The organism is Pseudomonas sp. RIT411, from assembly GCF_003057735.2.
Taxonomy (GTDB): Bacteria; Pseudomonadota; Gammaproteobacteria; order Pseudomonadales; family Pseudomonadaceae; genus Chryseomonas; species Chryseomonas oryzihabitans.
The window spans coordinates 140,281-154,268 of sequence record NZ_QBIZ02000005.1 but is presented as its reverse complement, the minus strand read 5'-3'; the positions used below and the strand labels follow the sequence as shown (position 1 = coordinate 154,268).

The window sequence follows — 13,988 nt, the reverse complement described above, 5'->3', positions numbered from 1 at the left end:
CACGGCGAGTCGCTCCGCAGCGACCGGCTCGCCGCTCCACGCTCAAGCAGGAGGTGGCTTTGGACCTTTCCGTCTTTTCCCTCATCGCCAGACGCCTCGGGGGCGGGTTGCTGACCCTGCTCATCGTCTCGTTGCTGGTGTTCTTCGTCTCCGCGCTGTTGCCGGGCGATGCCGCGCAGCAGGCGCTGGGCCAGTTCGCGCTGCCCGAGCAGGTCGCCGCGCTGCGGGCCCAGATGGGCCTCGACCAGCCGGCGCTGCTGCGCTACGTCCACTGGCTGAGCGGCCTCCTGCACGGTGATCTCGGCCAGTCGCTGGCCAGCCAGATGCCCATCTCAACCATGATCGGCGATCGACTGGGCGGCTCCCTGATGCTGGCCGGGGTCACCGCCCTGGTGTCGGTACCCCTGGCGCTGGGCCTGGGCATCGTCTCGGCGATGAACGCCGGCGGTCGCCTGGACCGCGCCCTCAACGTCTTTACCCTGGGCATCGTCGCGGTGCCGGAATTCCTGGTGGCGACCCTGGCGGTGCTGGTCTTCGCCGTGCACCTGCAGTGGACCTCGGCGCTGACCTTCGCCCATGACATCGACGGCCCCCTGGACTTCCTGCGCGCCTATGCGCTGCCGGTGGGCACCCTGTGCTGCGTGATCGTCGCGCAGATGGCGCGGATGACCCGCGCCGCCCTGGTGGAGCAACTGCAGAGTCCCTATGTGGAGATGGCCCGGCTCAAGGGCGTCGGTCCGGTGCGCGCCGTCCTGCGCCATGCCTTGCCCAATGCCGTGGGGCCCATCGCCAATTCCATCGCCCTGAGTCTTTCCTACCTGATGGGCGGGGTGGTGATCGTCGAGACCATCTTCAACTACCCGGGCATCGCCCAGCTGATGGTGGACGGCGTCGCCAGTCGCGACCTGCCGCTGATCCAGGCCTGCGCCATGCTGTTCTGCTGCGCCTACCTGGTGCTCATGACCCTGGCGGACCTCTGCGCCATCCTGTCCAATCCGAGGCTGAGAACGCTATGACCCGACCCGTGATTCCCGTACGTGCCGCGTCCGTCGTGCCGGTGGACGGCAAGACGCTCGACGCCCAGCTGTCACCGCCGCGGACCCGTCGGCGCAGCCGCTGGTCCCTGACCGGCATCATCGGCGGCGTCCTGGTGGTCTTCTGGCTGTTCATCGCGCTGTTCGGCGTCTGGCTGGCACCTTATGACCCGGGCGCCCTGGGCGACAGCGCGGTGCTGGCCAGCTATAGCCCTGCGCACCTGCTGGGCACCGACTACCTGGGCCGCGACGTGCTCAGTCGCATCCTCGACGGCGCCCGCTTCACCGTGGGGCTGGCGCTGGTGGCGGCGGTGTTGGCCTGCGTCCTGGGTACCGGCCTCGGTCTGCTGGCGGCGCTGTCCGGACGCTGGGTGGACGAGCCGCTGTCGCGGCTGATCGATGCGCTGATCTCGCTGCCGAGCAAGATGCTGGCGCTGGTGATGGTCTCGGCCTTCGGCTCCTCGGTGCCACTGCTGATCGTCATGGCGGTGGTGGGCTATGCCCCCGGCTGCTATCGCATCGCCCGCAGCCTGGCGATGAATCTCACCGAGCTGGAGTACGTCCAGGTTGCCCGCACCCGTGGCGAAGGCCGGCTGTACATCGCCCTGCGCGAGATGCTGCCCAACATGCGCCTGCCGCTGCTGACCGACCTGGGCCTGAGATTCGTCTACATCGTGCTGCTGCTCAGCGGCATGAGCTTTCTCGGCCTCGGCGTGCAACCGCCGAACGCCGACCTCGGCTCCCTGGTGCGGGAAAACATCGGCGGTCTGGCCGACGGCGCTCCGGCGGTGCTGATGCCGGCGCTGGCCATCGGCACCCTGACCGTGGGCGTCAACCTGCTCATCGACCGGTTCGGCGCGCGGCGCCGGGGAGGGCGCTGAGATGGAATTGCTGGTAGAGGTCAAAGACCTGCGCGTGGTCGCCCAGGGCGAAGACGGCAGCGAAACCACCATCGTCAAGGACGTCGGCTTCAACCTGGCCAAGGGCGAGGTGCTGGCGCTGATCGGTGAATCCGGCTCGGGCAAGACCACCATCGCCCTGTCGCTGCTCGGCTATGCCCGCGCCGGCTGCCGATTGGCCGGCGGCTCTATCCGCGTCGGCGACACCCAGGTGCTGGAGCTGGACGCCGCGGGCCTGCGCCGGCTGCGTGGCCGCACCGTGGCCTACATCGCCCAGAGCGCGGCGGCGGCCTTCAATCCGTCGCGGCGGCTGATGGAGCAGATCATCGAAAGCGCGCTGATCCATGGCGTGCTGACGCGTCGGGAAGCCGAGGCGCGGGCGCTGCAGCTGTTCAAGGAGCTGGCGCTGCCGGATCCCGAGCACATCGGCCAGCGCTATCCGCACCAGGTCTCGGGCGGGCAGTTGCAGCGGCTGATGGCGGCCATGGCACTGATCACCGATCCGACCCTGGTGATCCTCGACGAACCCACCACGGCGCTGGACGTCACCACCCAGATCGAGGTGCTGCGCGTCTTCAAGCAGGTGGTGCGCGAGCGGGGCGTGACCGCCATCTACGTCTCCCACGACCTGGCCGTGGTGGCCCAGATGGCCGATCGCATCCTGGTGCTCAACGGCGGCGAGGTCTATGAGAATCGCCGTACCGAACGCCTGCTGGCCAGCGCCCGCCATCCCTATACCCGCAGCCTGCTGGCCGCGGCCCGGCCGGAACCCCTGGCGGAACGTGGCCTGCCCACCGTGGAGACCGCCGCCCCGGTGCTGGAGGTCAAGGACCTGGTGGCCGGCTACGGCCCCATCGGCGCCGATGGCCTGCCGCGCTACCGGGTGCTGGAGGGCATCGACCTGCGCATCGGCGCTGGCCAGGCTCTGGGCGTGATCGGCGAATCCGGTTCGGGCAAGTCGACCCTGGCGCGGGTGATCGCCGGCCTGCTGCCGCCGGCCCAGGGCAGCGTGCGCCTGGGTGGCGAATTGCTGCCGCCCGGTCTGGACGGCCGCACCCGCGAGCAGTTCCGCCGGGTGCAGCTGGTCTACCAGAATGCCGACACGGCGCTCAATCCGGCCCACAGCGTGGAGCGCATCCTCATGCGTCCGCTGGAGACCTATCACGCCTTCGACAAGGCCACCCGCCAGCGCAAGGTCCGCGAGTTGCTCGACCGGGTGCAACTCCCGGCCAGTCTCGCCAGCCGGCGTCCGGGTGAGCTGTCCGGTGGCCAGAAGCAGCGGGTCAACCTGGCTCGGGCGCTGGCCGCCGAACCCGAAGTGATCCTCTGCGACGAGGTCACCTCGGCGCTGGATACCGTGGTCGGCGCCGCCATTCTCGATCTACTCGCCGAACTGCGCCGTGAGCTGGGGCTGGCCTATCTGTTCATCAGCCATGACATCTCCACGGTGCGCAGTCTCTGCGACGAGGTGCTGGTGCTCTATGCCGGCCAGCCGGTGGAGCTGGGCACCCCGACCACGCTGCAACATCCGCCGCTGCATCCCTACACCGAATTACTCACCGCCTCGGTACCGGCGCTGCGCCAGGGCTGGCTGGAAGAGCAACCCATCCGTACCGCGGTTCCCCTGGTTTCGTCGCCGCCCGCCAGTGGTCGGCTCTGCAGCTTCCTGCAGCGCTGCCCGGTACGGCTCGAAGGCCGTTGCGACCGGGTGCCGCCCCGGCCCCAGACCCTCGCCGGGGGCAACCGCATCCTCTGTCATCATGATGGCGAGACCCTGCAGCGCCTGCAGGGTGGCGCCCTGCTGCACACCCAAGGAGTTCGCGCATGACTTCCCGCTTTCAGCGACTCGGCGAGACCGGCCGGCCCCAGGTCAGCCTCAGCGTCGATGGCCTGCCGGTCACGGCGCTGGCCGGCGACACCCTGATGGTCGCCTTGCTGGCCAATGGTCCGGCACTGCGCCGGTCGGAATTCGGCGACGAGCGCCGCGCCGGTTTCTGCCTGATGGGCGCCTGCCAGGATTGCTGGGTCTGGACCGCCGACGGCGAGCGCCTGCGCGCCTGCGGCACCGAGGTCCGCGAAGGCCTGCAGATCCTCACCACGCAACCGGAGGCGGTATGGAATCGGGCCTAACGAAAGGGGGCGGCAACCCGCCGCGGGTGGTCATCGTCGGGGCCGGTCCGGCCGGCGTGCGCTGCGCGGAAACCCTGCTGGCTGCCGGCATTACCCCGGTGGTGATCGACGAGAATCGCCGCGACGGCGGCCAGATCTATCGGCGCCAGCCCGAGGGCTTCCAGCGTCCCTATGCCACTCTCTACGGCAGCGAGGCGGGCAAGGCCGAAAGCCTGCACCGCACCTTCGACGCCTTGCGCGGACGCCTCGACTACCGCCCCGACACCCTGGCCTGGCATCTGCACGAGCGCACCCTCTACACGGTGCAGGGCAATCGCCAGCGCACCCTGGACTTCGATGCCCTGGTGCTCTGCACCGGGGCCGGTGACCGCCTGCTGCCGGTGCCGGGCTGGAACCTGGCCGGTACCTATACCCTCGGTGGCGCCCAGATCGCCCTCAAGGCCCAGGCGGTATCCATTGGCCGGCGGGTGATCTTTCTGGGCAGCGGCCCCTTGCTCTACCTGGTCGCCGCCCAATACCAGCAGGCCGGCGCCACGGTGGCCGCGGTCCTCGACACCGCGCCGCTGCGCCTGCGCGCCCAGGCCACGCCCAAACTGCTGGCCCGCCCGGGCGTGGCCTGGAAGGGCGTGCAACTCATGGCCTCGCTCAAGCGCGCCGGGGTGCCGCTGCACTTTGGCGTCACCCCGCTGGAAATCCTCGGCGATGCCGAACAGGGCGTGCGCGGCGTAGCGTTCGCCGATGCGCGTGGCCTGCGCCAGGAGGTGGCGGGCGACGCCGTGGGCCTGGGTTATCACCTGCGCCCGGAAACCCAGTTGGGCGATCTCGCCCGCTGCGCCTTCGAATTCGAGCTCGCCACTGGCCAATGGGTGCTGCAACTGGATGCCGACGGCCGCACCTCCACGCCGGGGGTCTATGCCGCCGGCGATGGCGCCCGGGTACGGGGCGCCGACGGGGCGGAGCTGGCCGGGCAACTGGCCGCCTGCGCGGTCCTGACCGATTTCGGTCGCACCCCGCCCGCTGGCCTCGCCGAGCGCTGCCGCGAGGCGCTGACGGTGCAGGAGCGCTTTCGCCTGGGCCTGGCCGAGGCCTTTCCCTGGCCCGCGAAACAGATGGCCAGCCTGCCGGATACCGCGGTGGTCTGCCGCTGCGAGAGCATCACCGCCGGAGAGTTGCGCGCCGTGGTGCGCGAGAAGGGTGCCCAGGAAGCCAATCGGGCCAAGGCCTTCAGTCGCGTCGGCATGGGTCGCTGCCAGGGTCGCTATTGCGCCCAGGCCGGCGCCGAGATCATCGCCGCCGAATCCGGGGTGCCGGTGGAAACCGTTGGCCGCCTGCGCGGCCAGGCACCGGTCCGGCCATTGCCGCTGGGCATCGTCACCAGCGAAGAGGAGCTTTCGTCATGAACCAGACCGCCAACCGCGCGGACGTCATCGTCGTCGGCGCCGGCATCATGGGCAGCGCCAGCGCCTTCTTCCTGCGCCGCCGGGGCCTGTCGGTGCTCCTGCTGGAGCGCGACCAGGTCGGGCGCTTCGCCAGCGGCACCAATTTCGGCAACGTCCGCCGGCAGGGCCGCTACCTGACCCAGGTGGCGCTGTCCAACCGTTCCCGCGGTATCTGGGGTCGCCTGCCCGAGCTGATCGGCGATGACCTGGAATTCATCCCCGGCGGCCATCTGCGGGTGGTCTACGATCCCGGTCGCATCGCCATGCTGCACGAGTATGCCCGGGCGCCGGAGACCGCCGCCCTCGATCTGCAGGTGCTCGAAGGCGCGGCCCTGCACGAGAAGTTTCCCTACCTGGGCCCCGAGGTGGTGGCCGGCTCCTATGCGCCCCACGATGGCCATGCCAATCCGCGCCTGGCCGCGCCGGCCTTTGCCCGCGCCGCGGTGCGCGAGGGCGTCAATCTGCAGGAAGGGGTGGAGATCACCCAGGTCACCAAGCCGGATGGCGATTTCCTGGTGCAGGCCGCCGACGGCCGCCGTTATCGGGCGCCGCGGCTGCTGATCACCGCCGGAGCCTGGGGCAGTCGGCTGTCGAGCCAGTTCGGCGAGCCGGTGCCCATCGAGACCCATGGCCCCCAGATGGGCGTCACCGAGCCCTTGCCCTATGCCTTCAAGGAAGCGGTGGGCGTCTCTTCACCGCTGGTGAGCGAGACCATCTACTTCCGCCAGATCCCGCGCGGCAACGTGATCTTCGGCGGCTGCTTCCGCTCCCGCCCGGATCTGGACACCCGTCTGGCCCGCGCCGAGCCCCACGGCCTGCTCAATCAGCTCACCCAGCTGCGCCGCCTGGCGCCGGCCCTGGCCAGGGTCAACGTGATCCGCACCTGGAGCGGGGTGGAAGGCTATATCGCCGACGACCTGCCGATCATGGGCCCGAGCAGCCAGGTGGAGGGTCTCTATTACGCCTTCGGCTTCTGCGGCGCCGGCTTCCAGCTCGGCCCGGGGGTGGGCGACACCATGGCCGAACTGATCGCCACCGGCCGTACCGAGACGCCGCTGGCGGCCTTCGACATCGGCCGCTTCGCGCAACCCCGCAGCGAGAGTCTCGCCGGATGAACAGCCAGGACCTGCTGCGCACCCTGATCGGCTTTCCCACCGTTTCCGCCGACTCCAACCTGGCGCTGATCCAGCATGTGCAGGGTCTGCTGGAGGCCGCCGGCATCGCCTGCCGCCTGGTGCTCGACGAGAGCGGGCGCAAGGCCAATCTCTTCGCCAGCGTCGGCCCGAGCGACGTGCCCGGCGTGCTGCTCTCCGGGCATACCGACGTGGTGCCCGTGGCCGGCCAGGCCTGGACCCTGCCACCGTTCGAGGGAACCCTGAAGGACGGTCGGATCTATGGGCGCGGGGCCTGCGACATGAAGGGCTTCGTCGCCTGCGCCGTGGTGGCCCTGCTGGCCGCCGCCCGGGGTGAGCCCCTGAAGCGACCGCTGCAACTGGCCCTGTCCCACGACGAAGAGATCGGCTGCGTCGGGGTGCGCCGCCTGCTGGATGTGCTGGAACTGGCGCCGGTGCGCCCCTTCCTCTGCATCGTCGGCGAGCCCACGGACCTGCAGGTCGCCCTCGGCCACAAGGGCAAGGCTGCGCTGCGCGCCCACTGCCATGGCCAGGAGGGCCATTCCTCCCTGGCGCCGCTGCACGTCAACGCCATTCACCTGGCCAGCGACCTGATCGGCGCCCTGCGTGCCAGCCAGCGGCGCCTGGCGGAAGAGGGCGCCCACGACGCGGCCTACGACATTCCCTACACCACCCTGCATGTCGGGCGGATCGACGGTGGCAAGGCGCTGAACATCGTGCCCAACCTCTGCACCCTGGACTTCGAGATCCGTCACCTGCCGGCGGACGATCCCGCCACCCTGGTCGCCGCGCTGCAGGAAACGGCGGACAGCCTGGCCCGGGAGGCACGGCAAACCTCGGCCAAGGCCGCTATCGAGATCGAGACGGTCAACGCCTATCCGGGCCTGGATACCCATCCCAGCGTCGAAGCCGTGCGCTTCCTGCAGACCCTGGTCGAACCGGGCACCACCCAGCTCAAGGTGGCTTTCGGCACCGAGGGCGGCCTTTTCGCCAGCCGGCTGGACACCCCGGTGGTGGTCTGCGGCCCCGGCAGCATCGAGCAGGCGCACAAGCCGGACGAGTATGTCGAGCTGAGCCAGCTCGCCGCCTGTGACGCCTTGCTTGGGCGGTTGCGGGTGGCCCTGGCTTGAGGCCACCCGGTCTCTTCAGTAGCCCCGCTGGCGATCCACCAGACCCTGCATGGGCTCACCGCGCTGATGGCGGCGGATATTGTTAAGCAGCACGGTGAATGCCGTTTCCGGCACCGTCATGGCGCCCACGTGAGGCGTCAGCCAGATCCGCGGATGCTGCCAGAAGGGATGGTCGGCTGCGGGCGGTTCCGGCTCCACCACGTCCAGCACCGCCTGGCTCAGCTGACCGCTGTCCAGCGCCGCCAGCAGGTCGGCTTCCACCAGCTGGGCGCCACGGCCGAGGTTGATCAGGCTGGCGCCGCGGGGCAGGGCGGCGAACAGGCGGGCGTCGAGGATGCCGCGGGTCTCCCCGGTCAGCGGCAGCAGGCAGATGAGGATCTCGCAATCGGCCAGGAACGCCGGCAGCTGCTCGGCGCCGGCATGGCAGCGCACCCCCGGCAGCTCATGGGGCGAGCACGACCAGCCCGAGAGCTGGAAGCCAAAGGTGGCGAGCCGCTCCAGCACCGCCTGGCCGATCTGGCCCAGACCTAGCACGCCGACGCGTCTGTTGTTCGCCGTTACCAGGGCATGTTCCTGCCAGCGTCCCGCGGCCTGCTGGTCGAGATAGAGGGGCAACTGGCGATGCAGCGCCAGCACCATGAGGGTGGCGTACTCCACCATGCCGGCGACGATGCCAGGATCCAGCATCCGCACCACGGGCAGCGCTGGCGGCAACAGATTCAGGTCGAACTGGTCGATGCCGGCCGAGGTGGCGAACAGCACCTCCAGGTTGGGAAAGCGGTTGGCCAGGTCTTCCGGCGGTTGCCAGCAGGCCAGGTAGCGGACTTCTTCGGGATTGCCCACGTCCGGCCACTGGCGGAAGGCGATATCGGGCGCGCGTTCCTGGAACAGGCGTCGCCAGGCCTGGCCACGTTCGGGATCGGCCTTGTAGAGCAGCGTCATGGGGAGGTCTCCGGCAAAGCTCAAGGATGGCGCAAGCGTGCGGTAGTTTGTCCCGAATTCTCCGCTGCCGCCGCCATGATCGGTGGTGCGGTGGAAACTGCGCCGCATCTGGGAAAAACGGCAGCTTCTGTGCCGGCCCAGGGCGCAAACGCCATAACCCCGGTGCCCTGCGAGTCGATACTGGCCGGGTCCGCGGCGCCCCTGCCGCGCCTCTCGACGTGAGGATCCGCCATGCCTTTGCTGCACTATTGCCAGCCGCCCGGTGACCGCCAGCTGCCCCGGGCGCTCCAGCCGCTGCACGATGATCCCCTGGCCGCCGGCCGCGAATTGCACCTGCACGATGGCCACCTGGGCTATGTGATGGGCAGCGCCGTCGCCCATTCCGCCGATTGCCGGCTGGACGACTACCCCTGGGTGGAAGTCAGCCTCATCGAGGCCGGGGAGTTGCAGCTGGAATGGGAGGGGAATGCCCTGCACCTCAAGGCCGGCGATGCCTTCATCCTGCCGCGTGGCCTGAGCTGCCGCTGGCGTCACGGCGGCGAATTGCGGCGTCTGTTCATGGCCTTTCCCGGCCGGGCCAGCGAAGGCCCCATGCCTCAGGCACCCGTGCTGCTGGATCCCTCGGCGCCGCGCGAACCCTCGCCGCCGCCAGCGGCCAGCGTGCTGCTGAGTCCCGAGCCCACGGCCACCGGCTGCGACCTGTTCGAAAGCGGTGGCGGGGCCCTGCGGGTCGGGATGTGGGAGTGCACGGCCTATACGCGCAAGGCGGTGAGCAATCCCCACTGCGAGCTGATGCTGCTCTATGCCGGCGCCGTGACCCTCGCGGTCGAGGGCGAAGCGACCTGCACGGTCAACGCGGGCGAGGCGGTGCTGGTACCGGCTAATACGCCGATGGCCTGGGACAGTCGGGAGCGGGTGCGCAAGCTTTATTGCATCCTGCGCTGAGAAGAGGGCGCTCCGGCAGCGGGATGCTGGCGGAGCGTCGCGGCGAGGGGGGTCAGCCGGCCTTGATCAGGCTGCGGAGTGGCAGGGCGTTCTTGACCACCGGCGACTTGATGACGATGTAGCTGAAGTACTTCTCGATACCGACGTTGCGGTCGAGGATGGATTCCATCAGCTCCTGGTAGTGGCCGATGCTGCTGCACATGAAGCGCAGCAGGTAGTCGTAACCGCCGCTGATGAGGTGGCATTCGAGGATCTCGTCGACCCCGCGGATGAAGGACTCGAACTTCACGAAGTCGGCGCGCTTGTGGTCGGAAAGGGTGACCTCGGTGAAGACCGTCACCGAGTTGGCGATCTTGGCGAGGTTGACGTGGGCTTCGTAGCCGCTGATGTAGCCGGCTGCCTCCAGGCGCTTGACGCGCTGCAGGCAAGGGCTGGGGGAGAGGCCCACGGCTTCGGCGAGACTGACATTGGTCATCCGGCCATCCTTCTGCAGTTGCACCAGGATGTTGATGTCGATGCGGTCCAGTTTTGTTGCGGCGTCCATCGTCGTTCCTCGCAGTCGTGAACGTCAGGCTAGGCACGCAGGGCGGTCTGATGCGCATGCACCAGATCGGCGAGACTCGCGTACTCGCACCGCGTGCCATCCAGGGCCTGCCGTGAAAGGTTCCAGGGCCGCGAGCGATCACGGCGCAAGGTACACAGCGGAAAATCCACCAAGGGGTTCCAGGGGTCGTCCGGTTCGCTGCCTCTTACCGGCAGCAGATCCCCGCGCGCCAGGCCAAGCTCCTCCAGGGTGTTGTCCAGCGCCAGGCGCAGATCACCGCCGCGGTTGGGGATCACGGCGGCGAACACCTCGGGCAGCCGCGCCGTGACCGCTGCGGCGTCGCCGTCATCGGGCGAGGCCAGCAACACCAATCGATAGAACTTGCTCAGGTACTGCAGCGCGCCCGGCGCATCCTCGAACACCGGCCAGCACGACGTGGCGTTTCCAAAGGCCACGCTGGCATCCAGGTCGGCTTCCTGCTGCAACTCTTGCGCCAGACGCTGGTGGATACGCAGGTGCAGGCTGGTCTGGCTGGCGTTGGGCGTGGCCTGGCGCAACTCGCGGGCGAGGCGGTGATAGCTGCCGAGCAGCCAGTCGGGATGGGTGCTGAGGCCCGCCTGCGCCACAAGGGGGCGCAGGGCTTCGAGGATGCCCCCTTCGCGGTCGACGAGGGTGCCGTAGCAGGAAAAGCCTATGGCCTGGTAACGCGTGATTCTCATGGTCGGTTTCCCCTTGGCGCCGCGCCCATCAGGCCGGGCGGCGTTACGTTCGACCTCAGGCACCGGCCTGGGCGAGGGCTTGGCCGAACATGTGCAAGGCTTCGGCCAGTTGTGCCTCGGTGGTCACCAGCGGTGCCAGGAAGCGGATGACGTTGCGTTCGACACCGCACTTGATCACCAGCAGGCCCGCGTGGCGGGCGCCGTCGATGACCTGCTGGGCGAGGGCAGCGTCCGGGCTGTGGCCATCGGCGCCGACCATCTCCACCGCCAGCATGAAGCCGCGGCCGCGCACCTCGCCGATACGTGGATGCCGCTGCTGCAGCGCGAGCAGACCGCTGCGCAGCTGCTCGCCGAGGGCGACGCCACGGGCGACCAGGTCCTCTTCCTCGAACACGTCCAGCACCGCCAGGGCCGCGGCGCAGGCCAGGGCGTTGCCGCCATAGGTGCCGCCGAGACCGCCGGGCAGGGGCGCGTCCATGATGGCGGCGCGCCCGACCACTCCGGAGAGCGGCAGGCCCCCGGCCAGGCTCTTGGCCACCGTCACCAGATCGGGCTGGACGCCGGTCTGCTGGAAGGCGAACAGGCTGCCGGTGCGACCGAAGCCGGTCTGGATCTCGTCGGCGATGAGCACGATGCCGTGCTGGTCGCAGAGGGCACGCAGCGCCTGGAGGAATTCCACCGGCGCCGGGCGGAAGCCGCCGTCGCCCTGCACCGGTTCGATCAGAATCGCGGCCACCTGGTCGGGCGCGACCTGGGTGGCGAAGACCTCGCGCAAGCCGGCCAGGGCCTGCTGGCTATCCACTCCGCGGAAGGCATCGGGATAGGGCGCGTGGTAGATGTCACCGGGGAAGGGGCCGAAGTTCTGCTTGTAGGGCTGGGCGAAGCCGGTGAGGGTCACGCCGAGCAGGGTGCGACCGTGGAAGCCGCCGCGGAAGGCGATCACCCCGGGCCTTTTGGTGTGGGCGCGGGCGATCTTGATGGCATTTTCCACGGCTTCGGCGCCGGAGGTCAGCAGCAGCGTCTTGTAGGCTTCGCCGTTGCCGATGAGGGTGTTGAGACGATTGGCCAGCTCCAGGTAGGGCTCGTAGGCCATTACCTGGAAGCTGGCGTGGGAGATCTCCCCGACCTGACGGCGCACGGCCTCCACCACCCGTGGGTGGTTGTGACCGACATTGAGCACGCCGATGCCGCCGACGAAATCGAGGTAGCGGAGACCGTCCACGTCCCAGACTTCGCTGCCCTGGGCGCGGGCCACCACGACGGGATGGGCGGTGATGATGCCGCGGGGAACGCCTTGTTCGCGAAGACCCAGCAGGCGGTCGGTGGCTTTGGCAGCGGAATTCATGCAGCGATACTCCAGGCAGGGGCGAGAGTTCCAGCCTACGCAGGCCGCAGGGTCGGTAACGCTGAAGTTGCCGGCCCCGGCATCGTGATCGGCTGTTTTGCTTGGGAGCGGCGGCATTTTCGGTTGCCTGCCGCCGGTGGCTTTCAGTCGAGGCCGCCAAGGTGCCAGGCCTTCACTTCCAGGTACTCGTCCAGCCCCAGGTGCGAGCCTTCGCGGCCCAGGCCGGATTGCTTCACGCCGCCGAAGGGCGCGACCTCCATCGACAGGGTGCCGGTGTTGAGCGCCACCATGCCGAATTCCAGCTGTTCACCGACGCGCCAGGCGCGGCGCAGGTCCTGGGTGTAGTAGTAGGCGCCCAGGCCATAGGGCGTGGCATTGGCCAGCGCCAGCGCCTCGGCTTCGTCGCGGAAGCGGAACAGCGGCGCCACCGGGCCGAAGGTCTCCTCGCGGGCCAGCAACATGTCCGCCGTGGCGCCGGTGAGCACCGTGGGGGCGACGAACTGGTCGCGACCGCTGGGCAAGCCGCCGAACAGGGCCTTGGCGCCCAGGGTCAGGGCGTCGTCGACATGACGCGCGACCTTGTCCACCGCCAGGCGATTGATCAGCGGGCCCAGGGTCACGCCGGCCTCCAGGCCGTTGCCCACCTTGAACTTGGCCACCTCGGCAGCGAGCCGCTCGGCGAAACGGTCGTGGATGCCGTCCTGCACCAGGATGCGGTTGGCGCAGACGCAGGTCTGGCCGGCGTTGCGGAATTTGCTCTGCAGTACCCCGGCGATGGCGAGGTCCAGGTCGGCGTCATCGAAGACGATGAAGGGCGCATTGCCGCCCAGTTCCATGCTGGTGCGCTTCACCGTGGCCGCACACTGCGCCAGCAGCAGCTGGCCGATGCGCGTGGAGCCGGTAAAGGACAGCTTGCGCACCGCCGGATTGCCGGTCAGTTCACCGCCGATGCCGGCGGGCATCCCGGTGACCACGTTGAATACGCCGGGCGGAAAGCCGGCGCGATCGGCCAGCTCGGCTAGCGCCAGGGCCGACAGCGGGGTGAGATCCGAGGGCTTGATCACCACCGGGCAGCCGGCGGCGAGCGCCGGGGCGGCCTTGCGGGTGATCATGGCGTTGGGGAAATTCCACGGGGTGATGGCGGCAGCGACCCCCACCGGTTGCCGCAGCACCAGCACCCGGCGATCCCGGGCCGGTGCGGGCAGGATATCGCCAAAGCTGCGTCGGGCTTCCTCGGCGAACCATTTGACGAAGCTAGCGCCATAGGCGATCTCGCCACGGGCCTCGGCCAGTGGCTTGCCCTGTTCCAGGGTCATCAGCAGGGCAAGGTCGTCCTGGTGCTCCAGCATCAGCGCGTGCCAGCGCTCCAGCAGGGCCGCGCGCTCGGCGGCCGGACGCTCGCGCCAGGCCGGCCAGGCGGCCTCCGCCGCGGCGATGGCGCGGGCGGTTTCCACCGCCTCCAGGGCGGCCACCTCGGCGAGGGTCTCGCCGGTGGCGGGGTTGTCCACGGCAAAGGTGGCGCCGTTGTCGGCGGCGATCCAGTGGCCGTCGACATAGGCGGAAGCTTTGAACAGGCGGGGATCCCGCAGATCGAGGTGCAGCGGCATGGTGGCGCTCCCAGTGGCAGGTCAGGCCCTGAGTCTAGGGAGGGGTGGCGGTGGCGAATGCCGAAATCGACCGCTGTGAACCGGTGCCGAACGCGTTCGCGGCGACGTTGCCGCACTTTGT

At 69.3% G+C, this 13,988-nt stretch carries 13 protein-coding genes; 8 read left to right on the top strand and 5 right to left on the bottom strand.

Annotation, left to right across the window (positions count from 1 at the left end):
* Positions 1 to 59: 59 nt before the first annotated feature.
* From DBY63_RS09675 to argE, 7 genes are read left to right on the top strand one after another with little or no spacing between them, the layout of a single operon-like run.
* Entirely contained in the window at positions 60 to 1,016 is a 957-nt protein-coding gene (locus DBY63_RS09675) for an ABC transporter permease (protein WP_027602371.1), read from the top strand.
* A complete protein-coding gene (locus DBY63_RS09670) occupies positions 1,013 to 1,915 on the top strand; it encodes an ABC transporter permease (protein ID WP_027602370.1) in 903 nt (300 codons plus the stop codon). The genes DBY63_RS09675 and DBY63_RS09670 overlap by 4 nt, the downstream gene beginning before the upstream one ends.
* 1 nt (position 1,916) lies before the next feature.
* The gene (locus DBY63_RS09665) at positions 1,917 to 3,761 is read left to right on the top strand and encodes an ABC transporter ATP-binding protein (RefSeq protein WP_108581780.1); all 1,845 of its coding nucleotides are present in this window, start codon (positions 1,917 to 1,919) and stop codon (positions 3,759 to 3,761) included.
* A complete protein-coding gene (locus tag DBY63_RS09660) occupies positions 3,758 to 4,063 on the top strand; it encodes a (2Fe-2S)-binding protein (protein ID WP_027599284.1) in 306 nt (101 codons plus the stop codon). Before DBY63_RS09665 ends, DBY63_RS09660 begins: the two co-directional genes overlap by 4 nt.
* A complete protein-coding gene (locus DBY63_RS09655) occupies positions 4,048 to 5,463 on the top strand; it encodes an FAD/NAD(P)-binding oxidoreductase (protein ID WP_108581779.1) in 1,416 nt (471 codons plus the stop codon). The genes DBY63_RS09660 and DBY63_RS09655 overlap by 16 nt, the downstream gene beginning before the upstream one ends.
* Positions 5,460 to 6,617 (top strand): FAD-binding oxidoreductase, encoded by a 1,158-nt coding sequence (locus DBY63_RS09650; RefSeq protein ID WP_108581778.1) that lies wholly within the window; start codon positions 5,460 to 5,462, stop codon positions 6,615 to 6,617. The genes DBY63_RS09655 and DBY63_RS09650 overlap by 4 nt, the downstream gene beginning before the upstream one ends.
* Positions 6,614 to 7,765: an acetylornithine deacetylase gene (gene argE, locus DBY63_RS09645; RefSeq protein WP_108581777.1), complete on the top strand. Its 1,152-nt coding sequence runs from the start codon at positions 6,614 to 6,616 to the stop codon at positions 7,763 to 7,765. Before DBY63_RS09650 ends, argE begins: the two co-directional genes overlap by 4 nt.
* Positions 7,766 to 7,780: 15 nt before the next feature.
* Here argE and DBY63_RS09640 read toward each other — a convergent pair whose 3' ends face one another.
* The gene (locus DBY63_RS09640; RefSeq protein WP_108581776.1) at positions 7,781 to 8,707 is read right to left on the bottom strand and encodes a glyoxylate/hydroxypyruvate reductase A; all 927 of its coding nucleotides are present in this window, start codon (positions 8,705 to 8,707) and stop codon (positions 7,781 to 7,783) included.
* Between the two features lie 231 nt (positions 8,708 to 8,938).
* On the opposite strand from DBY63_RS09640, the gene DBY63_RS09635 reads away from it, so the two are divergent.
* A complete protein-coding gene (locus tag DBY63_RS09635) occupies positions 8,939 to 9,652 on the top strand; it encodes a cupin domain-containing protein (protein ID WP_042134255.1) in 714 nt (237 codons plus the stop codon).
* A gap of 52 nt (positions 9,653 to 9,704) precedes the next feature.
* On the opposite strand, the gene DBY63_RS09630 is transcribed toward DBY63_RS09635, so the two are convergent.
* From DBY63_RS09630 to DBY63_RS09615, 4 genes are all read right to left on the bottom strand, one after another.
* Positions 9,705 to 10,196, bottom strand: coding sequence for a winged helix-turn-helix transcriptional regulator (locus DBY63_RS09630; protein WP_007161776.1), 492 nt, complete (start codon positions 10,194 to 10,196; stop codon positions 9,705 to 9,707).
* A 29-nt stretch (positions 10,197 to 10,225) separates the two neighbouring features.
* Positions 10,226 to 10,915, bottom strand: coding sequence for a haloacid dehalogenase (locus tag DBY63_RS09625; RefSeq protein WP_027599290.1), 690 nt, complete (start codon positions 10,913 to 10,915; stop codon positions 10,226 to 10,228).
* A gap of 55 nt (positions 10,916 to 10,970) precedes the next feature.
* Positions 10,971 to 12,260, bottom strand: coding sequence for a 4-aminobutyrate--2-oxoglutarate transaminase (gene gabT, locus DBY63_RS09620; RefSeq protein WP_108581775.1), 1,290 nt, complete (start codon positions 12,258 to 12,260; stop codon positions 10,971 to 10,973).
* Positions 12,261 to 12,403: 143 nt separating this feature from the next.
* Positions 12,404 to 13,867 carry an NAD-dependent succinate-semialdehyde dehydrogenase gene (locus DBY63_RS09615; RefSeq protein WP_108581774.1) on the bottom strand — a complete coding sequence of 488 codons (1,464 nt, stop codon included), beginning with the start codon at positions 13,865 to 13,867 and terminating at the stop codon, positions 12,404 to 12,406.
* Between the last annotated feature and the right edge of the window lie 121 nt (positions 13,868 to 13,988).

Bases quoted from the DNA above. Each gene is read 5' to 3' on its own strand.
- DBY63_RS09670 (WP_027602370.1), top strand. From the start codon at position 1,013: ATGACCCGACCCGTGATTCCCGTACGTGCCGCGTCCGTCGTGCCGGTG.
- DBY63_RS09665 (WP_108581780.1), top strand. From the start codon at position 1,917: ATGGAATTGCTGGTAGAGGTCAAAGACCTGCGCGTGGTCGCCCAGGGC.
- DBY63_RS09660 (WP_027599284.1), top strand. From the start codon at position 3,758: ATGACTTCCCGCTTTCAGCGACTCGGCGAGACCGGCCGGCCCCAGGTC.
- DBY63_RS09655 (WP_108581779.1), top strand. From the start codon at position 4,048: ATGGAATCGGGCCTAACGAAAGGGGGCGGCAACCCGCCGCGGGTGGTC.
- DBY63_RS09650 (WP_108581778.1), top strand. From the start codon at position 5,460: ATGAACCAGACCGCCAACCGCGCGGACGTCATCGTCGTCGGCGCCGGC.
- argE (WP_108581777.1), top strand. From the start codon at position 6,614: ATGAACAGCCAGGACCTGCTGCGCACCCTGATCGGCTTTCCCACCGTT.
- DBY63_RS09640 (WP_108581776.1), bottom strand. From the start codon at position 8,707: ATGACGCTGCTCTACAAGGCCGATCCCGAACGTGGCCAGGCCTGGCGA.
- DBY63_RS09635 (WP_042134255.1), top strand. From the start codon at position 8,939: ATGCCTTTGCTGCACTATTGCCAGCCGCCCGGTGACCGCCAGCTGCCC.
- DBY63_RS09630 (WP_007161776.1), bottom strand. From the start codon at position 10,196: ATGGACGCCGCAACAAAACTGGACCGCATCGACATCAACATCCTGGTG.
- DBY63_RS09625 (WP_027599290.1), bottom strand. From the start codon at position 10,915: ATGAGAATCACGCGTTACCAGGCCATAGGCTTTTCCTGCTACGGCACC.
- gabT (WP_108581775.1), bottom strand. From the start codon at position 12,260: ATGAATTCCGCTGCCAAAGCCACCGACCGCCTGCTGGGTCTTCGCGAA.
- DBY63_RS09615 (WP_108581774.1), bottom strand. From the start codon at position 13,867: ATGCCGCTGCACCTCGATCTGCGGGATCCCCGCCTGTTCAAAGCTTCC.